Below are 25,802 nucleotides of genomic sequence, written 5' to 3' on the forward strand. Positions count from 1 at the left end.
GTCCTTTCATAGGTGGATCTACGTAACGGCCGGTCCGGTACCGGCCCGGCCGGGGAGCGTGAAGGGAACGTCCCGGCGACTCAGTTGGGATCGACCCAGAAGGCGTCCCGGTCCAGCAGTCGCTGGTAGCGGACGAGTGCTCCGAACTTCCCTCCCGCGCCCTCGTTCTCCGCCTCGGGGACCATGGCCCGGCTGAAGGCGCCGCCGCTCGTCCAGGCGCCCTCCCAGGTGCGTGCCATGGGGTATTCGTCGCATGTCTGCCCTGGGGGACGGGGCAGCGAGTCGGGGCATGCCAGGTCCCGGTTCTTCTTGGCCTTGGCCGCGTCGGCCAGCCGGTGAAGGGGCGTGGTGCCGGGGGCTCCGGGAAGTCCACCGGCCTGCGCCGTCCTGATGTGGGCGCTGACCGCCGGATAGTCGGCCAGTCCGTTGAGCGTGGGGGCGAAACTCGGTATGACGCAGCCGGCGCCGCTGAGAATCCTGTCGCAGCGGATGTCCGGTGAGGGGTAGGGGCCCTGGGTCGGCGGGAAATAGTTGATCACTTCCGTGTCCCCGCCCGGATGCGTCAGCTGCAGCTCATAGGTGGTGTGAACGGTGCGTTCACCGCCTTGGGGCACGTTCACCAGATGGGGTACGGGTGGGGTCAGCGACTGGGTGGAACTGTCGGGCAGTGTGATCGCAGGGCCGAAGTCGCCCGCCGTACAGCCGACGGAACAACTGGCCACCAGGCGGAAGCTGATCGCGTCATCCGGGGCCAGTTCCCCCTCGGAGAAGAAGCGGACGATCGCGAAGACATCGGTGAGTTCCAGGCTGTCGTAGAACATGCCGATGAAATGGATGTAGTTCACGGTGGTGCGACCGAGCAGAAGCCCTGTGGTGGTGTCGTAGACGCTGACGGTCGCGTAGTTGATCAGGCAGGCGGCGAATCGCCTGGTCTTCCACGCGCTCTTCGACTGATCGTCAGGGAGGTCGATGCACCAGCCGGGCAGGGGTGGCGGGTCGTCGGCGACGCTCGTCGAACTCAGGACCGATCTACCGGGCCGTTGCGCCATCGGCGCGACACACAGCACCTTCCTCTTGCCCTGACGGGCGAGTGACGGGAATCGATCACGGATGTGATCGCAGCCGGTCGGCGTCGTCACCGTGGTGGTGGCGTGCGCGCCGGCACTCTGTGCCGAGACCGTCATCGACGCGCACAGCAACAGAACCGACACTGTCAGAAACGTGATTGCTCTCATGCGAATAGTGCTCATGGCTTCCCGTAAGGCTGTAGGGCCAAGGAGAGGGATGGCGGAAACGAACCCCGGCCCGGTCCGGAAGTAAGGCAGCGGAAGGTCGGAACTCCGGGGAGAGAGCCCGGCGCCGTTCCGCGACATCAAGGCGGCCGGGCTTGGCGAACCCGTCCGCGGAACCCGGTGGCCGGAGCGGGCCGGGCCACCCGCTCCGGCCGATCACCGGACGTTTGCGATCAGCAGCTCACCGTGCGCTCGTACTGGCCGTAGTGCCCGGCTGTCAGGCGCGACCGCCCGGCCCGATGGACCTGGAGCCGCCTCGTTGGGGTTGTCGATCACGACGTTCTCGTGACATGTCGTCCTGCCGTAGCCCACGTCGCCGCGCCGGGGGCCGTATCGGACGGTCACCCCGCACGCCTCGCCGCCGGCCGGCCGCCGTGCCGATCGCGACGACCAAGCCCGTCATGCGATGGTCAGCGCTGCCCCCGCGGCGAGCGCCGTCTTCGCGTGCGGAACGTCAACTTTCCTCCAGTGGTAGGACCCGGTGAGGTCCCTCCAGCGAACCAACCGCGGCGGTCCGGCGGCAGGCGCTCGACCGGCGGTTAACCGGCGGTTAGGCTGCGAACGCCACGAACGTGATCAAATACCGTGACCGGCGGGAAGGGGATCGATGTTCGGCAGCGTGCTGCGTGACTTCCGGATTCGGGCACTGCTCACGCAGGAGGAGCTGGCCGCCCTGTCCGGCATCAGCGAGCGACAGATCCGCGAGATCGAGTCCGGCCGCGTCACGGTGCCCCGGTCCAGCACCGTCCGGGTGCTCGCCGACACGCTGAAGCTGTCCCCGGCGGACCGGGCCGCCTTCCAGCTCGCCGCGCAGCCGGACGCCGGACACCCGCCGGCGCCCGCCCAGTTACCCGCCGACGTCGACGGATTCACCGGTCGCGCCGAGGCGCTGCGCGCGCTCGACGCGGCCACGGCCGCGGTGGTCACCATCTCCGGGCCCGCCGGAGTGGGCAAGACCTCACTCGCCGTGCACTGGTCTCACCTGGCCGCGCCGAGCTTCCCGGACGGCCTGCTGTACGTGGACCTGCGCGGCTTTTCCCGGCACACCACGGTCGACCCGGCCGAGGTGGTCCGCGGATTTCTGGACGCCCTCGGGGTGCCGCCCGACCGCGTCCCGCCCGGCTTCGCGGCGCAGGTGGCGCTCTACCGCAGCCGGTCCGCCGACCGCCACCTGCTGGTCGTGCTCGACAACGCCCGCGACGCCGACCAGGTCCGGCCGCTGCTGCCGGCCGGCCCGGCCGCCCGCGCGGTCGTCACCAGCCGCTGGCAGCTCACCGCCCTGATCGCCGAGACCGGTGCCGCCGCGCTGACGCTGGACATCCCGGACATCGAGGAGGCGGTCGAGCTGCTCAGCCACCGGCTCGGCATCGGCACCCCGCAGAAGACCGACTCGAACCCCCGGTCACCCGCAGCCGAGACCGGGCCGCACCGTTCCCGGGCCGCGGCGGACACCGGTCGGCGCCCGGGGCCTGAGGTCGCGGACGGTTACGCCGTGGCCGCGATCGCGGCCGCGTGCGGACGGCTCCCGTTGGCGTTGGCGCTGGTCGGTGCGCGGGCGCGGCTGGCCGGTTTCCAGCCCGAGGCGATCGCCGCGGAGCTGCGCCACCCAGGGGGCCGGCTCGCGGCCCTCGAGATCGACGTCGTGTTCTCCTGGTCCTACGATGCGCTGAGCCAGGACGCCGCACGGCTGTTCCGGCTGCTCGGGCTCGCCGCGGGTGCCGACATCTCGGTGGCCGCCGCGGCCGCGCTGGCCGGCCGGGCGCTGCCCGATGTCCGGCGGACGCTGGCCGAACTGACCCACGCCAGCCTGCTCGCCGAGCATGCGCCCGGCCGCTACCGGATGCACGACCTGCTGCACGCCTACGCCGGCGAGCGCGCCCGGGCCGAGGAGTCCGAGGCCGTGCGGCAGGCGGCGCTGACCCGGCTGCTCGACCACTACACGCACACCGCGTACCACGCGGAGCTGGTGCTGAATCCGGTGCGCGCGCCCATCCCGATGACCCTCGGCACGCCCGTGGACGGGGCTGAGCCGAAACGCGTGTTCAACCTTCCGGCCGCCCTGGCCTGGCTGAAGACCGAGCACGCGGTGCTGCTGACCGCGCTGCGGCAGGCCGAGGAGGAGGGCATGCACCGGCACGCGTGGCAGCTGAGCTGGGCGCTGGACACATTCCTGAACGACCAGCGGCGCTGGCACGACGAAGGAGCGGCGTGGGCGGTGGCACTGCGCGCGGCGACCGCCATGACCGACCGCCCGGCGGCGGCGCACGCGCACCGCTTCCTGAGCGCGGTGAACGGCCGGCTCGACCGGTTCGACGACGCGCACGCCCACATGCGGCAGGCGCTCGAGCTGAGCCTCACCGCCGGAGACCGGGCGGGCGAGGCGGAGAACCGCTTCGTGCTGTCCTACGTGTACTGGCTGCAAGGCGACAGCGAGCGTGCGCTCGACCAGGCCGAGCAGGCGTTGTCGCTCTTCACCGAGTTCGACGACCCGCTCTGGGCGGGCAAGGCCAGCCTCGCGGTGGGCTGGTACCACTCCGAGCTCGGCGCCTACCAACAGGCGCTGCAGTTCCAGCTGCGAGCGCTGGAGCTACAGCAACGGGCGGGTAACCAGGCCAACGAGGTGGTCACCCTGGACACGCTGGGCCTGCTCTACCAGCGGCTGGGCGACCCGGAGACCGCGATCCGGCACTACGGGCGTGGCCTCCGGCTGGCCGGCGCGATGGAAAGCCCCGAATTACGGGCCCAGCTGCTCGGGCACCTCGGTGACGCGAGCGAGGCCACCGGGGACCCGCAGACGGCCCGCGAGCGCTGGCTGGAGGCGTACGAGATCTTCCGCGATCTCGGCCACCCTCAGGCCGGTGACCTGCGCCGCAAGCTCCAGCCGCCCAGCTCCCGGGCCGCAACCTGGAAGTAACGGAATGCCGACAGTGCCCCATCCACAAAGGCCTGCCGGCCGGGGCGGCAGGCCGCATCCGCCATCTCCACGCCGACGAGCGGCTCGGCCACGGTGATCACGGCGATCGCCACATCGTCGGCGTCTCCGATCACCGCGTCCACAGAAGCAATGAAGATTCCAGCATGCCTGGAATAAATTTCCAGCCAGGGCCTGCCTTGTAGATCTTTCAGGGTGAATGGCGTAAATCATTCCTTCGCGGATGAGCGCCTGAAGCGTCATGATTTGACCGATGAGGAGTGGGTGCAGCCGGCACCGCTGCTTCCGGTCCACCCTCGTCAGGGGCATCGTCTGATCGACCTCGTTGCGTGGAATGGTGTGCCGGATCTCACGCCGTCGGCGGCGGGGTGGCGGAGGTTACTTGAGGCGGCCGATGCCAGGCACGAACCGGCCAACGGCCGCGGCGTAGAGCAAGTAGTCCTCGCCGTGCACGCGGCGCAGGTAGGGCTCCTCCACCCGGCGGACCAGCAACTGGTTGGCGACCACGACGGCGGCCAGCCCGGCCAGGCCGACCACGGTGGGCGCCATGAGGGTCAATCCGGTGCACGTGACCAGCACAGCGGTCAGGATCGGGTTGCGGACCAACCGGAAGGGCCCCGAGGTGACCAGCGTGGTCTGCTCGTCGGGGTCGACACCGGCCCGCCAGGAATCACCCATCACCAGCTGGGCGGCGAAGGTGGCGACCATCCCCAGGACCGCCAGCACCAGGCCGCCGACCTCGACCAGCGAACTCTCCACCACAGGCCCCAGTCCCACCAGGGCGGCGACCGGAGAGGCCACGCCCAGAGCCAGAGCACCCATCGCGGCCAGCCCGTCGATCCGCCGTTGCACCGGATCACGCCGGGCTGCCTCACGCCTGTCACCGGTGTCACCGGTGCGACGCACCTGAATCCACGTGCGCACACCACCCACGAGCACCAGGAACGTGATGAACAGGATCAAAGCAGTGATCGCCATGGCAGCCGGCCTCCTCCTGTGCCTTCGTGAAGCCCTTCCCGACAGGTACATCGATGCCCGAGATCATCACGATGTGAGCTGGGTGACACGATTCTCCCGGCATCCCGTAACCGGCGGTCGAGACTTGAAGCGTTCCGAGAATTCTCGACGTCAGCACCAGCCCCCGCCGCCGGTCATGGAAGAGGTCACGTCTACGTCGTACTCCTCGCCTTCCTCCTTCACGACCCACACGGAGAAGCCAACATCCCTACCACCAACGGACTTGACGAAGCAGCTCACCCCTTCACCGTCCTCCCCCGGAGGGGGTTTCCAGCCATCCATGATCGCGGCGTCTCGATAGAAGGACAGCACATCGGCTACCGGGCCTGAAGAGCGATAGGACTGCAAGACGTTCACTAGCCGGCCATCACCGTAGCAACCGGACCTGCGTCCCCCCTGGGGCGTCGCGGTCGTCGGATGAGCATCGAGAATGCTGAGCGTGGCCAGGGAAGCGGCGAGCCGGTCATCCTCAGCGGTACACCCATCGGGACGCATCAGGAAAGCAACAAGAGCCACCAAAGCAGCAGCGCCCCCCACGCAGACGACAAGCACCGCAATCGTCGAGCGCTTCATGGTCGGGAGCCTAGATCCCTGCTTACTCACCGAACAAGCTTTTCTGTGGCTGCGCACCCGGGGCATCTGCTTCTTTGACCTGGTGACTCAAGTGCTTGATTTGGTTGTGCGGTTCGCTGACAGCGGTCGGCTCGGCCCGTTGCGCTGCGGAATGACACTGCAGAATGTCGAAGAACTGATCGGGCCTTTCCACGACCGAATGCACGATTCAAAACCTCGTCGTTGGCGACCTCGGCTGCACTTCTGGCACGACCTGGAAGTCCTGATCTGCCACGGACTCGTGGTGGAGGTGGGCCTCCCCCTTTGGCACGAGTCGATCACGCTACCCGATGAACCCGTCTGGGAACCGAAGATCACCGTCAAGGACCCCGCCCAGACCACGGTCCAGGGGACGGCGGAGTTGGACACCACCCACCGGGTGCTCACGTTTCCACCGAACAAGGAGCCCCGACCAGAAGGGGCGGCCCCCCTTCGTCGCCCGGTGCGACAGCACGCGCATCGACTACCCCGTCCTCAAGGCCGATGGAACACCCTCATGGAGCGGCAACACCGGGGGGTGCAGGTCTCAGGCGGACCAACCGCGCCGCTCAGTTCAACCGACGCGAGGTCAGATTGTGGTGTACGGCTGCCGCCGTGTGCTCGTGGTGACCGACGTTGTCGTCAACGTTGTCGTCGGCCCTCACGTTCCAGAACCGAGACCGGCCGAACACTCCTCCCAGGCATCAGCACAGGTTGCTCCCGCTGGGGCCAGAACTGACCTGCAAGAAGTAGTCATCGCTGTCCTTCTCTTCCGGCCTGTCGGAGTACCCCACCGACAGATAGACATTCCGGCTGTTGATCACCTTAGTGAGGCAGACCTGCGTTGCACTCTCCTCCTGCTCCGGCACCGGCGCCGACTTCCAGCCATCCTTGATCGCAGCCTCGCGGTAGAAGGACGGCACATCGGCACGCGACACTGAAAGCCGGTAGGACTGCTCGGCATACGCGAGCCGGTCATCGTCATTGCAACCCCCGAGACGCTTCCCGTCCGGCTTCGCCTCGACCGGACGGGCATCAAGGATGCTGAGCACCACGAGAGCCGAAGCAAGCCGCTTGTCATCGTCGGTACAACGGGGAAACGGCGAGCGGGGCATCAACAACAAGCCCAGGCGATCCACCACGAAACTGCCGGCCCCCAGGACGCCTACGACGGCGGCAGCACCGGCAAGGCCGCCGACCACCAGCACCGCGACAATCAGACGCTTCATGATCTAGAGCCTAGTATCGGCCCCCAACAGGCCCAATAGATTCGATCGCCTCCCAGCTATCGAATACCCGTGCTCAGGTCACGCCCGCATTTCTTGATCAGTATGTGAACGTCAACGGCGAGAGCGGCTACTTCGACCGCTCGCTGGAGGTGTACGACCGCCGCGACCTGCCCTCCTCCCGCTGCGGCACCCCGATCAGGCGCGATCCTTTCATGAACCGGTCGTCCTACTCCTGCCCGAGCCGCCGGCGACGGCCGCGCTGACCACGGCGAGCACCGCTCCCACCCACATCACCGCGGAGATCGACACGCTGTCCACGATCCGGCCGCCGGCGAACGAGCCGAGCGCGATGGAGACGTTGAAGGCACCGACGAAAAGCGCCGTGCCCATTTCGCCGCCGCCCGACCGCATGATCCAGAGCTGCAGGGTCACCCCCACGCCGCCGTAGCCCAGACCCCACACCACGAGCACGATCAGGGGTAGGCCGATCAGGGGCAGCGCCGCCATGGAGAGTGCCATCAGCACGGCCAGCGTGACCAGGACCGGCTTGGGGTTCCTGGCCGCCCATGCACCTGCCACGAAGTTGCCGGCCACGCCCGCGGCGCCGTACAGGAGGAGGGCGGTGCTGACGAGGGCGGGGCCGGCGTGCGAGACCTGCTCCAGGAACGGCCGGACGTAGGTGTAGGCCGTGAAGTGGCCGGACACGATCAGGACGGTCAGGACGAGGACGACCCTGAGCGGGCCGGAGAGCCACGTGAGCCGTCCCTCCGACGCGCGGGCCGGGGCCTCCTCGCGGGGCAACGGCTCGGACGCGCGGGCTCGGGGTTCGCCGGGCAGGGGCGGCAGGATGGTGGCCAGCAGCGCGAGTAGGGCCAGGGCCAGCACCCCCATGGCGATGAACGCGGTCCGCCACCCCGCGAACGACGAGATGAACGTCGCCACGGGCACCCCCAGTACCGATGCCACCGACACCCCGGCCAAGATGATTGACGTGGCCCGCCCGACGGACCCTTCGGGCACCAGCCGCAGGCCGAGTCCGGCCGCGAAGGCCCAGAACCCGCCGATGCTCACCCCGGTCAGCACCCGGGCGGCCAGCATGACGGGGTAGTTCGGCGCGAACGCCCCCGCCAGGTTGGCCACCGCCAGCAGCGCCATCAGCCCCAGCAGCGTGATGCGCCGGTCGAGCCGTCGGGTAGTGATCGCCAGCACGGGCGCGGAGACGGCGGCGACCAGTCCGGGCGCCGACATCATCAGCCCGGCCGTCCCGTCGGAGACGCCGAGGGTGGCGGCGATCGAGGTCAGTAGGCCAACGGGCAGCATCTCGCTGGTCACGATGGTGAAGGTGCCCACCGCGACCGAGGACACGGCGAGCCAGCGCGCCCGGGGGGCGGCGGAAACATCAGTCATGGTCATGCCGGCCAGCTTTCTGCCGGCCACCAGCGGGAACAATGGCGAAGGTCGAAGGCTTGGTTTAGGTGGACTAAGCGATCGGATGGAGGTGGGGGTGGACTTCAGGGAGCTGGAGTGCTTCGTCGTGCTCAGCGAAGAGCTGCACTTCGCGCGTACGGCCGAGCGCCTCTACCTGTCACCCGGCAGGGTGAGCCAGCTCATGCGCTCGCTGGAGACCAGGCTCGGCGGCCGGCTCTTCCACCGGACCAGCAGGCGCGTGCGCCTCACGCCCCTGGGCGAACGCTTCCTGGCCGACCTGCGCCCCTCCTACGACGGCCTCGCGAACGCGGTCAGCCGGGCCAAGGCGGCTGCCCGCGAGGTGACAGGCGTGCTCAGGATCGGCTTCCTGGCCACGCCCACGGATGTCGTCACCGGCAGCGTGCGTGCCTTCGAGCGCTGGTACCCGGGGTGCGAGGCGGAGCTGGTGGAGATCCCGCTCTCCGACCCCTTCGGCAAGTTGCGGGCCGGGCAGGTGGACATCGCGTTCACGCTGCTCCCGCTGGACGAGCCCGATCTGGCGACGGGTGAAGGACTGAACCGGGTTTCGTACCAGCTCGGTGTCTCCTCGCACCACCCGTTGGCCGCCTGTGCGAGCATCGGCGCGGAGGAGTTGGCCGGCGTATCCCTGATCGGCCTGGACGGCCCGGCTCCGCGCATATGGCGCGAGCGTGTGGCACCGTCCGCAACCCCTTCCGGCCGTCCCATTCCCCTGGCCGGTACGGTGGCCACCACCCAGGAGGGACTGACCCAGGTGGCGCTCAACCGGGGCGGCATGTTGCTCTGCACCCCCACGGCGGCTCACCACGGGCGCCCGGATGTCAGCTTCGTCCCCGTCACGGGGTTGCCTCCCTCGATCCTCGGCCTGGCTTGGGTGAAGGCGGCGGAGACGGCGGCGATCCGGGCGTTCAACGAGGCGGCCGTCGGGCACGCGCTCGGGGTACCGACCTTGAAAGGCTGAGGTCACGTTCGGCACGGGCCGGTCATGGCTCTCGATTTCCCTGGCTGTACGCCGGAGATATGAGATATCCAGGCAGCGGAGGACTGTCGGCTCGGGCGCGGCTGCAACGTGCCGCGCTTTCGCAAGTCCCGTGGCGAAGAACTCCTGTCCCCCCTCCTTGACCTGCAAGAGCCCGGCCAGATAAGACGCAGTCTGCGCGAATCCTTCGACGTCATCTGCGGCGGCCTTGCCGTACGCCTGCGGGACCGGCCGCCCCTCTGGCGCTGGCTTCTCTACCGCACCTTCTTCGTGCGACTGCCGTCGAAGTACCGCATGTGGGCCCGCGACGACATTCACGGGCGCTTCTACATCTTCCGCCGCTACTACGGCCCGCTAGGGACGATCGCCTACGCCGCGGGGCTGGTCATCGTCATCTTCTTCGACGAAGAACCCTTCAGGGCCTTGGGAATAACGCTGAGCCTCGGCCTCGGGTACCTCATGCGGAGTATTGGCGCCCAGAAAGTCCGGAGGAGGGAGCTTGCGAGGTACGGCTTCGGCCCCGACGGCTCTCCCATCCGTCCTCGGCCAGACGAGGAACGCTCTCGGTAACGGCGTTCGGCAAGGCCCGACGGAGAAAGGCCGCGGCAGCCGATCACTCCGGCACCGTACAGCGGCACCGAAGTCAGCGATCGTCACGCCCCCTGTCGTCGCCGACATCTTCTGATCCGTACGGAAGGGCAGATGCTCGTCGGGTCTATGATTCCCGAATGTCTCTTAGATCCGCTGTACCGCTTCTGCTGGCTGTTGGTCTCCTTGCCGGCTGTGGGGTGGCTCAAGAGAGCAACGTGGACAGAATTGCCTCTCCGAAATCGGCCGCCTCGGCGGTAGAGACGATCCAGGGACGCTGGTGGACCTGGGCGGCCTCGGAAGGCGAAAGCACGAACCCTGTAACGGACACGACCGGGGAGTTCTGCGACCGGAACCAGCCAGAGGATGTGTGGTTCCTCGCCGGAACCTTCGGCGGCACCTTGCAGCGGACGTGCAGGGTTCCCGCGGGGCGGCCGATGGTGTTCCCACTGGTGAATCGGGTCTGCTCCGAGGCGGTGTGCAAGGAGTTCATGGCCACCGCCGAAGGCAGAGCCACCCTCGACGGTAAGCCGGTCACGCCTGAACGGATGGAAGACGACAACGTTGCCGTGACCGGTGTGGCGGGCAACCCTCTGACAGGCGAGGAGGGAACGGCCACATCCTACGCTTGCGGCATCTGGGTGCGTCTCCAGCCGCTGCAGCCTGGCCGTCACACACTGACCGTTCGTGGATCCTCCGGCGACTTCCGCACAGGCGTTGATTACACACTCATCGTCGAGGCCGAGCAGCAAGCATGAGTGCACCCTGAGATTTCGATGAGTGGTCGGTGAGGCCCAGCGGCTACCGTTCCGCCTACAACTGGGGCAATGTGGCCCACAATAGGGATGATTGTCCGCTTTTCGGGCGGACCAATCACCCTGTTCGGATGCCGGATGTCGTGGTCAGAGGGTGGTGGACGGTAGCCGAAGTGAGTCCGTATGTGGGGACGTTGCTGTCAGGGCTGCTGTCACCTCGATCGTGATCACCGCGTGGCATGTTCCCTCCAGGGAACAGCCGCCGTAGCGACCATCTGAAGCGTGACGTGCATGGCAGGCATCCGGCTTCATGTTGATACCTGCCACCATCAGGAAGAAAACCCGGTTCGTACGGCGCCGCACCAGGACGGCTGCGACATCATGGCCAGGAGGTTCCCGCTTGCCTGCCACGCGAGTACGTCCCCATGTCGCGCGAGTGCTGGAACGCACCCACGCCATGGTGTTCGTTTTCGACAGCGTCATCTGCGACCTGTTCGCCGGTGTGGATACGTCGGCGATCACCGACGACATCCGCGCGCGCCTCCCACCCCCAAGTCCTTCGACGCTGTTGGCCGGTGCCGCCTTCCTCATGGCCACCAACCCGCTGTGGATGGTGGCCTACGCCCATGAGGTCAGCGCCGCCCACGGCGACGAGGCGGAGAACATCCTGCGCGCGGCCGAGACGGCCGCGGTCACGACGGCCGTTCCCGCGCCCGGGGTACGCCAGGTTCTGCTGGCCTGCCAGGCCGGCGGCAGAAGCGTCGCCGTGGTGGGCAGCCGCTACTCCGCCACCATCAAGTCCTACCTGGACCGGCACGAACTGCGGCAATTGGTGGGACCGGTCGTCGGGTACCGGCACCACCGTCCTTCGAGGGGCATACCACAGCGCCGGGCCGCGACCTCGAACAGCCCGATGTCGGGCTTACGGATCTTTTGGTGATGTATTGAGCCTTCCTGAACTCCTTGATCAAAATAAGCGATGAGAGGGATAGCATCCGCCTTAGATGTGTCAGCAGCGAGATGGTCGAATCCGCCGCCGCCCGCCTTCAGCACCCACCGGTGGCACGGCCAGGCTTCATGTCGGCCATTTCGGTCTGCTGATCATCATGGTTTGTGCGTCTGGCGGACGACGACTTGATGGAGTAGCCGTGAGCTCCCGTCATCAGCCCTTGCTATTCGTCAGGCAACAGGTACCGCCAGGAGAGCACGAAGAGTGCACCCGAACTGGTCTTGAAGAGTGACCGGCCGTGCTCCTGCCCAGCAGGCACCGCCTTGATGATCGCACTCACCGCCGCCCCCTCGATGTCCTTCTGCCAAATCGGGTCCACCATGCCCGAAGGCTCCGGGACCCCTGCGGGCCACAGCGCCGACTTGCCCTCCGCCGAGGCGGCCCCTTCGGCGACCATGCGGACGCGGGTGGCGACGTAGTCGGTGCCCGCGGCGGCGGCCCGGGTCGCCAAGCCGTCCATCAGCTTCTTCGCCTCCGAGAGCTCCTTCGGGTAGAAGTCCGCGACCTGGTCCAGAGCCGGGGCCCGGACCTCCAGCATCTTTCCGTCCTTCCCCCGTACCCCGAGGACGGTGGTCGGCACGTCCGTCACCATCGGCGCGCCCGGCTTGGGCTCCGCGGTCGGCGGTTGCCCGGTCAGGTACGTCTCCATCGACGCGACCGTCTCGCCCGTCTCGGCATCGGTGAGCTTCAGCTGCTTGCTCGCGTCAACGATCACCAGGCCGTCGCTATACAGCACCACCCTCGGCGGACGCAGCACGTTCATGGTCGCGGTCACGAACCCGCCTTCGGCACCCCACAATGCAACCGGCTTCGCCGGCCCATCGTCAGCCGGGGTCGCCGACATATCCGATTCCGCACCTCCGCAGGCCGCAGTCAGGGACAACAACGCCACGAACAGGGTCATTCGTAATCTCATGCCCCACAAACGTACGTTTCCTTCAGATGGTTCAGCCGGTGTCGTTCGAGGTCAGGTGGATCCGCCGGCAAGGGCAATCGCCGACTCGGCGAGATCGTCACGGCCGCCTCCCACTCCAGCACCTTCCTGGTCGAGCGCTACCGACGAACAGCAAAACATCACGGCCGAAAACGCGCCATCGTCCGGACCAGGCGGCGGCGATGGCTCGTGACCTCGCCTACCTCCCGGTGACCACCGCCCCCATAGGCCGGGCATGCACGCTGATAGGGGGACCGATGACCAACTACCTCATCCGGTTCGCCTACCCCGACGGCCGCGCCCTGTGGATAGGCAGCGCCGAGGAGGTCAACCACTGTGTGAGAACCACCAACGGCACGGCTAGCAGCAACTCAGACACCGGACCCGCCATCACCACCGCCTACAAGGACGGAATCTGGCGGCCCGTACCACCGGAGGACCCCTGCCGGGGTCCCGGCGACCGCCGAGGCCAGGACGAGCTGATGGTTCCCGGACGACCCGGCCGGCTCACCGTGTGCAGGGACGCCACGTACGTGAGGCCGCCCTACCGGAAACGGCATGGCAGGGACGTCGCCCGCGCCCTGGCCGCGGCACTGAACTCTCTGGACACCGTGCCGAGTCGGAACACATGCCAAGGGCTCGGAGGCGCTAACGAACGCGGCATCCGGCTCATATTCGACTATCCGCAAGGACCCGCCGCCGCGGTGAGGATTTCAATGGACTGCGTCCCCGCCATCAACAACGGCCTGCTCCAGGCCGACCTGGATAACCCCGTCCGCGACCAGATCCTACGCCTCGCCCCATCATGACGATGGAACAGGCGAACTCAGATAATTTTGATCATATAGCAGCTGCCATGATGGCCTCACCTGGTGCTTCACAGGTTGTCGCTGTACGAGGCGCCGTGGTCGCGGGTCAGGCCGACGAACACCGAGGCTACTTCGATCTCACCGATACACCGTGGACCCAGGCCTCAGATCTGATCGAGTTGGCGTGTGCGCAACAGCGTGATCACGTCTGCGACCGTATCGGGCCGATCGAACGAAGCTCCGCAGGCTTGGGTGAGCGGGTTGTAGGCCCTGGCGGACAGCACGGGTTTGAGGCATTCGATCGGACAGGCCGATGTGATCGTGTGGGTGGGGCTGGTCACCGCGGTCGAGGTCTGGTCATGGGGCGGCGTGACTGGAAGCGCTCGACACGGGTCGCCAGCTCCTCGGCGGTGTCCACGGCAAGTGTGGTCGTACCCATGGGCTACACCCACACCGACGAATGGTTCTCACATAAGCGTTGGTAATGCGCGACCCCAACAATCAGCCGCGGGTCGGCCGGTCGAGAAGGTCCAAGCGGAAGACGGGATGGTCGTCGGGGTCGGGGAGGTGGTCGAGGAGGCGGCGCACCTGTCCGGTGCCCCAGCGGGACCGGTAGGCGGCGACGACCTCTTCGCGTCGATCGCCGGCCAGTTCCGCTACCTGGTATCGGTCTCGGTGGCCGCGTCGGCTGATGGTGCAGTGGCCTGCAGCGCGAAGGTTGCGCACCCATTCTGTTTGACCCCGCACTGATACCAGGTAGCGGGCATCGGCGAGTTCGACGACGTTCACAGGAACCCGTTGGAGGGCGCCCGTGGTGCGCCTTGGAACGTGCAGAGTGCTGGCCGCACCCAGCCATCGGACGAGCGGATTGATCATATGGACGGTAAACCAGTCCGGCCGTCGGTAGCGCGGTGTCATGCGATCGCCTCTTGGGGTCGTAGCCTGGGTCCTGGGCACGTCGGCAGCACTGGAGCGCTCACCACGGCACCTGGCCATGGTCGTTGAACAGGCCGCCGGTGGGTCCGTCAGGTCCGAGCGTGGCAAGCCGTACCGCGATCACGGCGCCGTGCGCAGCGGTGCGGTCGGAGGTGAAACCGCTTTGCCCTATCAGATCGGTGTCGCAACGGCCTGGATCCGCAGCATTGATGAGAATCTTGGTGTCGCGCAGGGCTTTGGCGTATTGCACGGTCAACGCGTTCACGGTGGTCTTCGACGGCCCGTATCCCAGGAACGCCGGCACCTGAGCGAGCGGGCCGTCCGGGTCGCTCATGAGGGCGAGCGATCCGACGCTGCTGGAGAGGTTGACGATGCGCGCCGCGGGTGAGCGGGTCAACAGCGGCAACATCGCTTCGGTTACCCGGATCACCCCCAACACATTGGTGTCGAACACCGCGCGGACGGCGTCCACGTCAGTGCCTGCGGGGGCCTGATCTGCGCCGCCGCTGATCCCGGCGTTGTTGATCAGGACGTCGAGACGGCCGAACTGGTCGTCGATGTGCACGGCGGCCGCGTCCACCGATGGAGCGTCGGTGACGTCCAGCGCGACCGGCCAGACGTCGCCGCCGGCCGGTCGCAGGGCGGCGACGGCCTCGTCACGTCGGCGCGGATCCCTCGCTCCCACCAGCACCGTCATCCCGAGCGCCGCGAGCTGCCGGGCGATCTCCAACCCAATGCCCTTGTTCGCCCCTGTCACCAGGGCGACCTCGCCGTGGTGGCTGATTTCATCGGTCATGGCTCGATCTCACCAATCCGATCGACGATCGGGCCAACACCAACTCCGCCCCAACCGATACCCTGCCGGTATGGATCCGCTGGAGGTCCGCGAACTGCGCTACTTCATCGCCGTGGCCGAAGAGCTTCACTTCGGCCGGGCGGCCGAGCGCCTCGGTATCGCCCAACCGCCGCTATCTCGCGCGATCCAACGGATCGAACGCCGCCTCGGCGTCACGCTGCTGGAACGCAGCAGCCGCTCGGTCCAGCTCACGCCGGCCGGTGAGACTCTGCTGCGCGAGGGCCGAACGGCGCTGGCCGCGATGGCGCGTGCCGTGCGGTCCGCGCGACGGGCCGGCGAGCCGGAACCCCGGCTGGTCGTGGCGATGAAGGCGGCCGGCGATGGTGGTCTCCTGCCCGACCTGCTCGCCACGTATCGCGCCCAACACGCTGACGTCCACGTCGATGTGCATATCTGCGGCGCCGGAGAACAGGCGAGCCTGCTACGCGACGGCCGCGCCGACGTGGCGTTCATGCACAGCCCGCAGCAAGACTTCGCCGGGCTCGACACCATGGACCTCCTCGTCGAGCACCCGGTCGTGGTACTGCCCCGGCATCACCGCCTGGCCGGACGAGACCGCCTGTCCATGGCCGACCTGTCCAGCGAGACGATGCCCATCTGGCGCGGCGCGCAGCCCACCGACGCAGTCGGCCCGCAGGTACACGACACCGGTCAACTCGCCCAGCTCATCACCTGGGGCCACGTCGTGGCGCTGCTGCCCGAATCCGTCCGTGACCACCTGCCCCGCAGTCTGGTGTGCGTACCGGTCCTCGACGCCCCCACCACCACGCTGATGCTCGCCTGGCCGGCGGGCAGTCGATCGCCGCAACTCGCCGCATTCGTCCATGCCGCAATCACCGCGGCACGCCGGCCAACCTCCGGAACCCAACCGAACGCCGCCCGCCTCGGATGTGAGCCTCCCCTCGCACCGTAGCGGCACCCCCTTAGGCCAGCACTCCATGAGAGCGCCCACTGCTCACGATTCCGAAGGTGCGACCAAGCCCTGTGATGGCGGTCCATTGGCCAACCTCAAGTTCACCCCGCCTGACATCACGGAGAACTGACGCTGCCGTCCGTTGGTCGTCAATGCCAAACACGAACGCCCCGAGCGTAGCCTGCTCGGGGCGTTCGGGCTGCTCGGTTGAGGTGGTCAGGGGCGGGGTCGAACCGCCTCCCTTCCGCTTCTCAGGCGGAACGATCACCCTGCTCCGCTCGACCGACACGAGGTCAGAAGGTTGTGGACGGCTGCCGACGTGTGCTCGCGGTGGCCGATGTTGTCGTCACCGTTGTCGTCAGCCCCACCTCCCGTAGCCGGCGCTGGAGGCTCGAAGCATTCAGAGACTCCGCGGTGTCAACACCACCAGCTCAGGCCGGCCGCGGAAGTGCTCACGAGTACTTCGTAGTCATCGCCATACTTCTCTCCCGTCGCATCCGCAAACTGCACAGAGAGCTCGACGTTTCTTCCTTCGACGGACTTGGTGAAGCAGTACACCCCTTCACCGTCATCCTCCGGAGGGGGCGTCCACCCGTTCTTGAGCGCGATGTCTCGGTAGAAGGGCAGCACGTCGGCTCGCGGGCCCGAGGACCGGTAAGTCTGCCAGACGGTCGTGATCCGATCGTCCTCATCGCAAGAGCTGTCGCGTCCCTCCTGCGGTGTCGCGCTTGCCGGACGAACATCGAGGATGCCGAGAGAGTCGACGAGCCGGTCATCGTCGGCATCGCAACCGTAGTTCAGCACGAAGAAAGCGACGGGAACGAGCAGAGCACCGCCCCACACAGCAGCGGCCACGAGCACCGCGATCGTCGAGCGCTTCATAAGAACCCCTAACCCTTCGTCCCACCCCGCGCGTTACATGCCGGAGTTCACCGGAGCGCTTGGCTCAGACCGAATCGGGAGAGGACTCGATCGACTTCCTCCTCATCGGCGCCTTCGATGTCGATGACGTCGTCCACGTGCAGATCAAGGTGTGCGAATCGGGGCGCCAGTTCAGCCAGCGTGGCCAGCGGATCACCCTCACAGTCCGCCTGATCGATCGTCAGGTTCCCGATGGACAGCTGTTCAAGCTGAGGAAGGACTGAGGAATCTGCAAGGGCTGAAAATAGCTCATATGAGGTGGCGTTGAAATCAGCCTGGCTGAGGTCCAGTTCTTTAAGATTGGGGAACTGAAAGGCGTCAAGCTCGTCGAGTTGATCGAGCGAGCAGGGGCAGCCAAAAATGTCACTGGTGAACTGCCAGGAGCCGTCCTCTCGCAGCCCATCCAGTCCCAGTCGCCGTTCCACTTCCTCATAGACTGCGGCCAGTTGGGCCTGGTCCCCGTCCCCGCTCTCACAGCGATGCTCCAGCCGGATTGCCTCGCCCCGCAGGTCGCCCGCCCCGATCAGCAGGTCCGCGTAGGCGAGCCATGCTTCCCAGTCATCCGTCTCCGGAACCGCGATATCGAAAAAGTGCACGTCATTCTCCAGGTCTTGGCGGTCTTGGCGGTCTGGGCGGGCCGTCGTCAACGACACCGTACTTGAGGCCTCCGACATGTGGTTCCCATCCCCAGCGCAAAGCTCATTAGACGGATGCGTGGTTCTACCTCCTCGCCCCGCTCATGACCGGGCACATTCGGTTTCGCTTTTGATTCGTCGGCGCGAAGTACAGAGATATGCAAGGCAGGTAAGACGGCAGACCGTCGGACTGACTTTCGCCCCTACCCCAGTTCTCATAAAAAGACGTTTTTGATTCGCTGTGGCAGGCGCGGGGAGAAGTAGCGGACATAGGGATGGATGGCTGCTTCCATGTCCTGGGCCCAGCGCCGGGGGTGGTCGCGGCGAAGCCCTTTCATGAAGACGCGGCCGGCATTCGCATCGAGGATGACCGCGACCGAAGAGTTCAGACCTCCTGACGCCGTCCTGGCCGCTGTCACAGGTCCGATCCACTTTTCGACGGCTGCTCGTGTCCGTGCCGGAAGGTCAGGCCAGTTGGCGCGTGGAAGCGCCATCGCACTCCAGTCATTGCTCCGTGCAGGACAGCCGCGCCATGCACCGTGGTGGGAGAGCCGATAACCTCGGCGAACGCCCTCAAGAACGGTTCGCAAATGGTTCGCGATCATTGACCTACGGCTGCATTCGGCTGCTGTCAGTGGCCCGGCGAGCAAAAGACCTGCGGCGAGAAGCCACAGGTCAGATGATGTTTGCGCTGGTTGGGAGAAGTGAAAGGACCTCCTGAAGGCCACCGGCGTCCGGGAGGCCCATGTGCATGACAAACGCTGCTGATCGAGATGGGCGTCCACGTCCGCACAATGCAGGAGATCCTCGGTCACTCGGACATCAGGGTTACGCAGCGTTACACGCATGTGGCCTCACCGATGGCCGAGGACGGGATGCGCCGCATGGGCCAGGCCCTCTGGAGCTGAGCTCCGTGAAAGCCCGCTGAACCACCTCGGTGGGAACTGCAACCAGAACTGCAACCGGCATGACGAAGGCGCCCACCCGATTCCAGGTGAACGCCCTGGTCACACTATGAGCCGCCTTGGGGAATCGAACCCCAGGCCCCTTCGTTACGAGTTAGAACACGATGGTCCAGGACCGTCCACAGCCGTCTTCCGGGCCTGGTCGGACAGGCTCGGTGAGGTCTCTCAGTCCATGGTCGTCCAAGACCATCCAGACCTGTGGTTAGCATCCGCGTTAGCAAGATCACACAGATGATGTTGGATCAGTTTTGAGGCTGAGCGTTCTTCACCCGGTCGCGTACCACCACAACGCCCAGCCAGCGGTCATGGAGAACCCGGCCTTCGGGATCGAAGAGCATCCATAACCCGCCCGCGAGGAGACACCACAGCCCGACGTCGGGAACGAAGGCGAGGAGGGGGAAGACCAGCGTGCGAAGCGCGGCCCTGCCCGCGCCCAGCCGTCCACCCGTCCGCGCGACGACGACCCGGACACCCAGCAGCCGCTTGCCCAGCGTCCGCCCCCACAGAGCGTGCTGCACCCAGAAGTAAAGGAACAGCCCACCCAGGATGGTCACTCCCACGGGCTTCACGCTGCTCCGGAACACGTACGCGTCGGCCCACTCCAGAAGTCCGGCTCCCATCCGAACCTCGATGTCGATGTCGATCAAGAGCCAGGCCACCCCCACGACAGCGCTGAAGACCGCAACCACGATCAAATAGTCGACCAGGGCCGCCACCGGCCGACGCCACATCATCTCGGCCTGTGACGCGCCCGGCTCGTCCGCAGCGGCGGACCGCATCGCCCGCGACGCGGCGAACACCAGCGCCGCGGCCACCAGGAGACACAGCTGGGTGATCCCCCACCCACCGGCCGCCCCTCTGAACCAGCCGGCGCTGAACAGCGGGATCGTCTCATCGCAACTTCTCCGATAGCTGTACAACGAGGCGAGCGGTTCGATGACCGCGATCAGGACGAGGAGCCCCGCCACCCGCCGGCCCGTCACTCCGGGGTCCCCGCGGCCGAGACACGCGAGGAGGCCGAGCAGGACCACGAGGGCCGCAACCGCCCAGTCCTCCGTGATCTCCATGACCGCTTCGAGATCACGGCGCAGCGGGGCGAGCGGTGACAGCGTCGATTCACCGCTGTACCGGCATACGAGCTCGTAGATATTGCCGGAGGTCGTCGGGGTGGGCTCCTCAAGATCGAATCGCTCACGCCGCGGCCCCCAGGTCGGCAAGGCGGCGACGGCCGCAGCCGCCACCCATACCGACAGCGCTGACCGTGACAACCGGGGGAACTGCGGCACGATGATCCTTTCGCGCTGGGAGCGACACCCTACGATGCCCCGGCACGCAGCACAGACACGACGGCCGGGTCGGGCACCGCACCACACATCGGAGAAGGATCAGAGCCGGTTTCCCACCGAGCTACGATGCGGCTTTTCGGTCAGCGCTTGCCGTGCAGGATCTTCATAGCCTGCAGCACGTCCGTGACGACATGGTCCGCCTCGTGTTCCTGGCCGGGCCACGTCCCCCGGTCGCCCCAGACCGTACGGAGGCCGGCCGCCCGTCCCCCGCCGATGTCGGCGACCAGGTGGTCACCGACCATCCATCCCCCGTCGGCAAGAGCCATGCCACACCGCTGAGCGGCGATCTCGAACAGCCCGGTGTCGGGCTTGCGAATGCCTTCGAGCCCCGAGAGCGCGTAGGCGTCCACAGCCTCGGCCAGTCCCGTGCGCTGGATCTTGCCGAGCCGGTTGTCCGCCGTCCCGTTGGTGATGATCCCGACCTTCCAGCCCGACGTGCGTAGCCGGGACAGGCCGTTCATCACCTCGGGTCGGCAGTGAACGAGGTGCGGCATACGCCGACGGTAGCGGCTCCATAGCTCGTCGACCGGCTCTGCCAGATCGAAGTGATCGCGCGCCTTGGTGAAAAAGACCTCACGATGCGGGTAGCCGGCACGGTCAAGAGCGGTCAGCCAGCCAATCGCCTCGCGCCCCAGGCCATACTCGCCGGCGAACCCCCCAGCCCACGCCTGGAATGCCTCGTCCAGGTTGATGAGGGTGTTGTCCAGGTCGAAGAGTGCGAGCCGTTGCACGGCGCCCCCCTACGAGGGTGCGTCAACTTGAGACACCCGCATTAGGAGAGCGATCACTCATCCGGCAAGGCACTTGCTCTGACCTGCGGTAATCTCTCGATCAACAATCACCCGGAACATGATCGTTCCATGACCTCTCCAGGGTCGGCGGTCGCTCGCAGCCAGCCCGATCACTCCTTCTTGGAATCCGTGGCCGTGGAATCGCTTTGAGGGGAAGCACTTCGAAGCTCCTCGATCAGCGGCCAAAACGGGCTGTCCTCGTCAATCTCGATGCGCTGATCCTTGTCGATGATCTTCGCGTTCGATGTGTCGTCTTCCCCGGCCGGCGTGGTGACTGATCGCCTCGCCTTCTCCAGATCGTCGCGGTTGGCCATATGGACTCCGACTGTGAGCACCAAAGCGACGCTCAGAACGAACATCAGCCAGTAGCACCATGCCCGTCCAGGCCCGAATCTCAGCGGATCCTTCTTGATCACCTGTCTCCTCCGACATGTCACGGGCCGGGCCGGTCACAACTTGCTGTTCTCCCAGTGCGGGGTATGCGATTCGATGTCCTCCGGCACGCGAATCCGCCCGTTCAAGAGAACAAGTGACGTGATCTCGGTGCTCTCGTGGAAGCGCAGGTAGCCGACGAAGGATTCGACACCGCCGGCATGTGCGTCGACCGAGCACCGGCCGAGCCAGTCCAGCAGTGTCCGGAGCCGGTAGAAGTCGTCGGGATGGAGTTCTTGGCGTACCGTCAGCGCCCAGCCGTCCGATCGCTCTCGCGCGACCAAGTCGGCAACGAGCGCGCCCCCCACCCGCCAGGCAGCGCCGCGCTGCGCGAACACGGGCTCCGCTTCCGCGTCCTCCCACTCGCAATCGGGGTCGTTGGGATCACCGAGTGGATAGGTTTCCACGTATCTGTCAGTGCCGATTGGCAGTCGCTCAGGTCGTGGCCCTTGCCCCACATGCCACCGCAGCTCGGCGAGCTCGTCGTCGGTCACGTCAGCACGGATGTCCACCGACAGCACGAGTTCGTAGATATCCGCCATCGGCATACCGTACCGTCGTGACGCCCTGAGAGATCATTCTGTGAGAAGTTCCTACAGGACGTGACCGTCGCGGTCGGCCAGTGGTCTCTGGTCTTCGGCACAACCTACGACGGAGCTGGGCAGAGATCCGCACCGCGGCCGGCCGGGGCGGGATGGTCGGCGGTTCGGCCCATCAGATAGCGCACTGCGGTCTGAGCCGACAGACGCGCCTTCCGACGTCGCAAGAGCCGCCAGCCCATTCCTGCGCTTGAGCGAGATCGTCCAGAACACGAGCAGCGGGGGCGTCGCTGTCACCTCAACCTAGGTAAACCGGCAGCAAGGCGAACGACGCCGGACCTTGCCGAGCTGGTTGTCCGCGATCCCGTTGGTGATAATCCCGGCTCGCAGACCCTCGGACCACAGCTGCGACAGTCCGCCCAGGGCCTCGCGGCGGCACTCGACGAGGTGATCCATCCGTCGCGACAGCCGAGCACGGGAGGCTCCATAACTACCCACCTCACGAGGAGCATCTGAGCCTGAGGCGCCCGCTCCAGGAGAGCACGGTCTACAAAAAGCCACATGGTTTATGTATTGCAAACAAAGGAATATTTCCTCTTATTTCTGCCTATGAACTAAGCGATCTACCTTATTGTGCGAGCAAGTTGGCGGAAGCGAGATGGATTGCATTGCATTCATACGTTAAATTGCGGATACATCCGAATCTGAGACCATTCCCCGAGATCACGTCGGCAGAGAGGGTCACGACCGGGGAAAACCATTTCGGATTCACTCGAAGGGCGCGTGCTATGGCGGTATATGTCTATCGGTGCCCGTGCTGCTCTGAAATTGAGATCACCTTTCCGATCGGCACCGCACCCGCTGCGGTGCCGTGCCCAGACTGCGGCGCGGCCTCGGTTCGGGCGTTCTCAGCGCCGATGCTCGCGCGTACTCCGGCCGCCATGTCCCCCCGGTTGCAGCGCGCGGAGCGCAGCGCCTTCGAGCCCGAAGTCGTCACGTCCCTGCCGCAGCGCCGTACCGGAGGTGCGACGGTCGCCCATCCCGCTACCAGCCGCCTGCCGCGGCCGTAACCGTCTCGCAGCGCCGAAAGGAATCCAGCCGTGCCAGAGTTGATTTTCCCGCTCGACTCGAAGAGGAAGTTCACCGACCAGGTCAAGATCGGTCACAACCGTTGGCACCCCGCGATCCCGCCTGTGGCATGGGTCAAACCCGGCGACAGCTTCCGGGTCCACTGCCGGGAGTGGTTCGACGGTGCGATCCACAACGACGACTCCGCCGAGGACATCCGTGACGCCCCGTTGACGACGGTGCACGCGCTCAGCGGCCCGTTCGCGGTCGAGGGGGCCGAGCCGGGCGACCTGCTGGTCGTGGACATCCTCGACCTGGGGCCCATCCCCCAGGAGGACAGCGGCCCGCTGGCCGGTCAGGGCTGGGGTTACACCGGGATCTTCCCCACCAAGAACGGCGGCGGGTTCCTCACCGAGCAGTTCCCCGACGCCTACAAGGCGATCTGGGACTTCTCCGGCCAGACTGCCACATCACGTCATATCCCAGCGGTGTCGTTCACCGGCATCACCCACCCCGGGCTCATGGGCACCGCGCCGTCGGCGGCGCTGCTGTCGAAATGGAACGCGAGGGAATCGGCGCTGATAGCCACGGACCCGCAGAGAGTGCCGCCGCTGGCCCTGCCTCCCGAGCCCCGGGACGCCGTTCTCGGCTCTGTCTCCCCATCCGAGTTCGACCGGATCGCGGCCGAGGCGGCCCGCACCGCGCCGCCGCGAGAGAACGGCGGCAACCAGGACATCAAGAACCTCACCCGGGGCTCCCGCGTGTTCTACCCGGTGTACGTACCCGGCGCGAACCTGTCGGTCGGCGACCTGCACTTCTCGCAGGGCGACGGCGAGATCACCTTTTGCGGTGCCATCGAGATGGGCGGCTTCATCGACCTGCGGGTCGAAGTCATCAAGGATGGTATGCAAACGTACCGCGTCGGCGAGAACGCCATCTTCATGCCGGGCCGCACCGGCCCTCAGTACAGTGAGTGGCTCGCCTTCTCCGGGGTGTCCGTCACCCTGGACGGCGAGCAGCGCTATCTTGACTCGCAACTGGCCTACCAGCGTGCCTGCCTGCACGCGATCGACTACCTGACGGCGTTCGGCTACAGCCCCGAGCAGGCATATCTACTGCTCGGCGCCGCGCCGATCGAGGGCCGGCTGTCGGGGGTGGTGGACATCCCCAACTCCTGCGCCACCATCTACCTTCCAACCGCGATCTTCGACTTCGACATCCGTCCCGGCGCCTCCGGTCCGCTCCGCGTGCCACAGGGCACCAGCGCACCGCACGCCGGCTTCGACTGAGAACCGCTGCCCGCCCTGTTGGCCCTCAGGACGTAGGAGCAGGCATTTATGCAGCTCAACGGCTTAGGTAACCGCGGACCCGTGGGAACCGCGGGAACACCGGGAGTGCGGACGCACGGGCCTCGGCGCCAGGTGCGGCGATCCGCGCGCCCGCGCCTCACACCCCGTTCACTGCCCGTCGATGCGGGCCGTCACGCTCCCGATCCGGTTCCTCCCGTTGGGCGAGTACACGGTTATCCCCTCGCTGTGGAGGTTGACGAACGAGCTGTCGTCCCTGTCGTTCGCGTAGATGTTCTCCGTGTACACGACGCCGTCCTTGGCACTGTCCGTCCCGCCCCGGGATACCTGGATCCCGAACCTGGGGAAGCTGATCCATCCGTCTTCGGTGCTCCTTCCCTGCACCCATCGGGTGTTCACCCCGGTGAGGTCGGCCTTCTCGGCGAACACGGTTCCCCATGCTCCGCTTCCATGGCGCACGTTCAGCCCCTCCTTGGGGAAGCTGATCCATCCGTCATCGGTGCTTCTTCCTTGCACCCATTCGGTGTTCACCCCGGTGAGGTCGGCCTTTCCGGCGAACACCGTCCCCCGTTCCTGGGAGCCGAACGCGCTCCATACGTTCACCGCGCCCTGGGAGAAGGTGATGGTTCCGTCACTGCCGTTCGCCCCTTGCACCCATGGGGTGGTGACACCGGTGGTGACGGTGAGGGTTTCCAGAACGGGATTGCGCACCTGAACGGTCGTGGTGAGGAAGTGCTCCCGCCCGGGCGTGCTGCGGGACGTGGCGGCGAGGGTGTAGGTGGTGGCCCGCCCCGGGGCCGCGGCCGGTGACCAGGAGCGCGCCCCCTGGGGGACGGTCTCCTGCCCACCCGGGAACAGGATCCTGTACTCGAAGTCGTCGGACCCCTCCCAGCTCAGCGTGATCGTTGTTCCGGCGTCCACCATGGCGTTGTCCGGGCGGAAGTCGCGCGGCGCCGGAATCTCCTTCGGAGCGGTCTTCACCAGCGCCACCGCCGCGAAGCCGTCGGTCAGGCGCCCGGTCCTGGTTCTGCCGGTGTGCTCGGTCACCCTCAGCACGGCCAGCCCGGCGGCAGCGGTGACGGTGACGTTCTCCAGCGTCAGCACCAGGTGGTCACCGGAGACGAAAGAGGCTTTGCCGCCGGAGGCGGTGACCTGAAAGGAGTTGGAACCCCCTGACCCCGGCTGGACGTTCACCGGCGACCGGGCGCCCGACCGCGTGCCGTACTCACCCCTGGGACTGATCGTGCTGAAGTCCGAGGTGAGATCACCGGCGCCGTTACCGACGGGCACCTCCACCGTGATCGTGGACCAGTACGCCGCCTGCGGCCCGGTGTTGGTGACGAGCAGATACACCGTCCCCGTGGACGGGGACCGCCCGGATGCCGACGCCTCCAGGGGCGCCGGGTCGGTGAGGACGGTGTAGGTCAGCATGGTCATGGTCACGACTCCTTCTCGTGGAGGACGGCGCGGGCCGGCGACCCGCCCACTGCGAGAGGACCGGGCCGGGCAGGA

27 protein-coding genes, 1 tRNA gene and 1 pseudogene are annotated in these 25,802 nt (G+C 66.7%); 10 read left to right on the forward strand and 19 right to left on the reverse strand.

Translation table 11 applies throughout. The features are described 5' to 3' along the window. Window positions 1–80 precede the first annotated feature (80 nt). Window positions 81–1,211: a NucA/NucB deoxyribonuclease domain-containing protein gene (locus tag ABT130_RS24275; RefSeq protein ID WP_350958824.1), complete on the reverse strand. Its 1,131-nt coding sequence runs from the start codon at window positions 1,209–1,211 to the stop codon at window positions 81–83. Window positions 1,212–1,899: 688 nt separating this feature from the next. On the opposite strand from ABT130_RS24275, the gene ABT130_RS24280 reads away from it, so the two are divergent. Beyond that, window positions 1,900–4,206, forward strand: coding sequence for an ATP-binding protein (locus tag ABT130_RS24280; RefSeq protein WP_350958826.1), 2,307 nt, complete (start codon window positions 1,900–1,902; stop codon window positions 4,204–4,206). Here ABT130_RS24280 and ABT130_RS24285 read toward each other — a convergent pair. The 4 genes from ABT130_RS24285 to ABT130_RS24300 all read right to left on the reverse strand — a co-directional run bounded on the left by ABT130_RS24285 (window position 4,143) and on the right by ABT130_RS24300 (window position 7,061). Beyond that, window positions 4,143–4,349 (reverse strand): PIN domain-containing protein, encoded by a 207-nt coding sequence (locus ABT130_RS24285; RefSeq protein WP_350958828.1) that lies wholly within the window; start codon window positions 4,347–4,349, stop codon window positions 4,143–4,145. The genes ABT130_RS24280 and ABT130_RS24285 overlap by 64 nt on opposite strands. A 253-nt stretch (window positions 4,350–4,602) precedes the next feature. Beyond that, window positions 4,603–5,202 carry a methyltransferase family protein gene (locus tag ABT130_RS24290; RefSeq protein ID WP_350958831.1) on the reverse strand — a complete coding sequence of 200 codons (600 nt, stop codon included), beginning with the start codon at window positions 5,200–5,202 and terminating at the stop codon, window positions 4,603–4,605. Between the two features lie 150 nt (window positions 5,203–5,352). After that, window positions 5,353–5,814 (reverse strand): hypothetical protein, encoded by a 462-nt coding sequence (locus ABT130_RS24295; RefSeq protein ID WP_350958834.1) that lies wholly within the window; start codon window positions 5,812–5,814, stop codon window positions 5,353–5,355. 722 nt (window positions 5,815–6,536) lie between these two features. Next, window positions 6,537–7,061: a hypothetical protein gene (locus ABT130_RS24300; RefSeq protein ID WP_350958836.1), complete on the reverse strand. Its 525-nt coding sequence runs from the start codon at window positions 7,059–7,061 to the stop codon at window positions 6,537–6,539. A 71-nt stretch (window positions 7,062–7,132) separates the two neighbouring features. Here ABT130_RS24300 and ABT130_RS24305 point away from each other — a divergent pair. Further along, window positions 7,133–7,324 (forward strand): annotated as a pseudogene (locus ABT130_RS24305) (bifunctional DNA-formamidopyrimidine glycosylase/DNA-(apurinic or apyrimidinic site) lyase); the annotation flags it as partial. Here ABT130_RS24305 and ABT130_RS24310 read toward each other — a convergent pair. Then, the gene (locus ABT130_RS24310) at window positions 7,272–8,474 is read right to left on the reverse strand and encodes an MFS transporter (RefSeq protein ID WP_350958838.1); all 1,203 of its coding nucleotides are present in this window, start codon (window positions 8,472–8,474) and stop codon (window positions 7,272–7,274) included. The pseudogene ABT130_RS24305 and the gene ABT130_RS24310 overlap by 53 nt on opposite strands. A 91-nt stretch (window positions 8,475–8,565) precedes the next feature. On the opposite strand from ABT130_RS24310, the gene ABT130_RS24315 reads away from it, so the two are divergent. From ABT130_RS24315 to ABT130_RS24330, 4 genes are all read left to right on the forward strand, one after another. After that, a complete protein-coding gene (locus ABT130_RS24315) occupies window positions 8,566–9,468 on the forward strand; it encodes a LysR family transcriptional regulator (RefSeq protein ID WP_350958841.1) in 903 nt (300 codons plus the stop codon). Window positions 9,469–9,576: 108 nt separating this feature from the next. Further along, a complete protein-coding gene (locus tag ABT130_RS24320) occupies window positions 9,577–10,056 on the forward strand; it encodes a hypothetical protein (RefSeq protein ID WP_350958844.1) in 480 nt (159 codons plus the stop codon). Between the two features lie 158 nt (window positions 10,057–10,214). Then, entirely contained in the window at window positions 10,215–10,832 is a 618-nt protein-coding gene (locus tag ABT130_RS24325; RefSeq protein WP_350958846.1) for a signal protein, read from the forward strand. Between the two features lie 397 nt (window positions 10,833–11,229). Beyond that, window positions 11,230–11,769: a hypothetical protein gene (locus ABT130_RS24330; protein ID WP_350958849.1), complete on the forward strand. Its 540-nt coding sequence runs from the start codon at window positions 11,230–11,232 to the stop codon at window positions 11,767–11,769. Between the two features lie 232 nt (window positions 11,770–12,001). Here ABT130_RS24330 and ABT130_RS24335 read toward each other — a convergent pair whose 3' ends face one another. Further along, complete coding sequence (locus ABT130_RS24335; RefSeq protein ID WP_350958852.1) at window positions 12,002–12,613, reverse strand: hypothetical protein; 612 nt, start codon at window positions 12,611–12,613, stop codon at window positions 12,002–12,004. Between the two features lie 416 nt (window positions 12,614–13,029). Between ABT130_RS24335 and ABT130_RS24340 the strand changes: the two genes are divergently transcribed. Further along, window positions 13,030–13,581 (forward strand): hypothetical protein, encoded by a 552-nt coding sequence (locus ABT130_RS24340; protein ID WP_350958854.1) that lies wholly within the window; start codon window positions 13,030–13,032, stop codon window positions 13,579–13,581. Window positions 13,582–13,745: 164 nt separating this feature from the next. Here the strand turns inward: ABT130_RS24340 and ABT130_RS24345 are convergent, their stop codons facing one another. The 3 genes from ABT130_RS24345 to ABT130_RS24355 all read right to left on the reverse strand — a co-directional run bounded on the left by ABT130_RS24345 (window position 13,746) and on the right by ABT130_RS24355 (window position 15,313). Continuing rightward, window positions 13,746–13,922: a hypothetical protein gene (locus tag ABT130_RS24345; protein ID WP_350958856.1), complete on the reverse strand. Its 177-nt coding sequence runs from the start codon at window positions 13,920–13,922 to the stop codon at window positions 13,746–13,748. Between the two features lie 160 nt (window positions 13,923–14,082). Beyond that, on the reverse strand, window positions 14,083–14,499 hold the full coding sequence (locus tag ABT130_RS24350) for a PNPOx family protein (protein ID WP_350958858.1): 417 nt from the start codon (window positions 14,497–14,499) through the stop codon (window positions 14,083–14,085). Between the two features lie 58 nt (window positions 14,500–14,557). Continuing rightward, the gene (locus ABT130_RS24355; RefSeq protein WP_350958860.1) at window positions 14,558–15,313 is read right to left on the reverse strand and encodes an SDR family NAD(P)-dependent oxidoreductase; all 756 of its coding nucleotides are present in this window, start codon (window positions 15,311–15,313) and stop codon (window positions 14,558–14,560) included. 70 nt (window positions 15,314–15,383) lie between these two features. Here ABT130_RS24355 and ABT130_RS24360 point away from each other — a divergent pair, with 70 nt between their 5' ends. Beyond that, the gene (locus ABT130_RS24360) at window positions 15,384–16,286 is read left to right on the forward strand and encodes a LysR family transcriptional regulator (protein ID WP_350958863.1); all 903 of its coding nucleotides are present in this window, start codon (window positions 15,384–15,386) and stop codon (window positions 16,284–16,286) included. Window positions 16,287–16,499: 213 nt separating this feature from the next. Here ABT130_RS24360 and ABT130_RS24365 read toward each other — a convergent pair. The 4 genes from ABT130_RS24365 to ABT130_RS24380 form a co-directional block, all read right to left on the reverse strand. Next, window positions 16,500–16,565 (reverse strand) — tRNA-Leu (locus tag ABT130_RS24365). Between the two features lie 138 nt (window positions 16,566–16,703). Then, window positions 16,704–17,168 carry a hypothetical protein gene (locus ABT130_RS24370; protein WP_350958865.1) on the reverse strand — a complete coding sequence of 155 codons (465 nt, stop codon included), beginning with the start codon at window positions 17,166–17,168 and terminating at the stop codon, window positions 16,704–16,706. 47 nt (window positions 17,169–17,215) lie between these two features. Beyond that, window positions 17,216–17,803, reverse strand: a complete 588-nt coding sequence (locus ABT130_RS24375) for a hypothetical protein (protein WP_350958866.1) — start codon at window positions 17,801–17,803, stop codon at window positions 17,216–17,218. Between the two features lie 254 nt (window positions 17,804–18,057). Then, window positions 18,058–18,261: a hypothetical protein gene (locus ABT130_RS24380; protein ID WP_350958869.1), complete on the reverse strand. Its 204-nt coding sequence runs from the start codon at window positions 18,259–18,261 to the stop codon at window positions 18,058–18,060. Window positions 18,262–18,609: 348 nt separating this feature from the next. Between ABT130_RS24380 and ABT130_RS24385 the strand changes: the two genes are divergently transcribed. Next, window positions 18,610–18,750 carry a tyrosine-type recombinase/integrase gene (locus ABT130_RS24385; protein ID WP_350958911.1) on the forward strand — a complete coding sequence of 47 codons (141 nt, stop codon included), beginning with the start codon at window positions 18,610–18,612 and terminating at the stop codon, window positions 18,748–18,750. Between the two features lie 299 nt (window positions 18,751–19,049). On the opposite strand, the gene ABT130_RS24390 is transcribed toward ABT130_RS24385, so the two are convergent. The 4 genes from ABT130_RS24390 to ABT130_RS24405 form a co-directional block, all read right to left on the reverse strand. After that, window positions 19,050–20,093 carry an RDD family protein gene (locus ABT130_RS24390; protein WP_350958871.1) on the reverse strand — a complete coding sequence of 348 codons (1,044 nt, stop codon included), beginning with the start codon at window positions 20,091–20,093 and terminating at the stop codon, window positions 19,050–19,052. Between the two features lie 140 nt (window positions 20,094–20,233). Then, complete coding sequence (locus tag ABT130_RS24395; RefSeq protein ID WP_350958874.1) at window positions 20,234–20,884, reverse strand: HAD family hydrolase; 651 nt, start codon at window positions 20,882–20,884, stop codon at window positions 20,234–20,236. Window positions 20,885–21,054: 170 nt separating this feature from the next. Beyond that, window positions 21,055–21,360 carry a hypothetical protein gene (locus ABT130_RS24400; protein WP_350958876.1) on the reverse strand — a complete coding sequence of 102 codons (306 nt, stop codon included), beginning with the start codon at window positions 21,358–21,360 and terminating at the stop codon, window positions 21,055–21,057. 33 nt (window positions 21,361–21,393) lie between these two features. After that, on the reverse strand, window positions 21,394–21,918 hold the full coding sequence (locus ABT130_RS24405; RefSeq protein ID WP_350958879.1) for a hypothetical protein: 525 nt from the start codon (window positions 21,916–21,918) through the stop codon (window positions 21,394–21,396). Window positions 21,919–23,015: 1,097 nt separating this feature from the next. Here ABT130_RS24405 and fmdA point away from each other — a divergent pair. Beyond that, window positions 23,016–24,272, forward strand: a complete 1,257-nt coding sequence (gene fmdA / locus ABT130_RS24410; RefSeq protein WP_344747056.1) for a formamidase — start codon at window positions 23,016–23,018, stop codon at window positions 24,270–24,272. A gap of 168 nt (window positions 24,273–24,440) precedes the next feature. Here the strand turns inward: fmdA and ABT130_RS24415 are convergent, their stop codons facing one another. Next, entirely contained in the window at window positions 24,441–25,727 is a 1,287-nt protein-coding gene (locus ABT130_RS24415) for a hypothetical protein (protein WP_350958882.1), read from the reverse strand. Window positions 25,728–25,802 lie beyond the last annotated feature (75 nt).

The organism is Streptosporangium sp. NPDC001681 (assembly GCF_040298085.1).
Taxonomy (GTDB): Bacteria; Actinomycetota; Actinomycetes; order Streptosporangiales; family Streptosporangiaceae; genus Streptosporangium.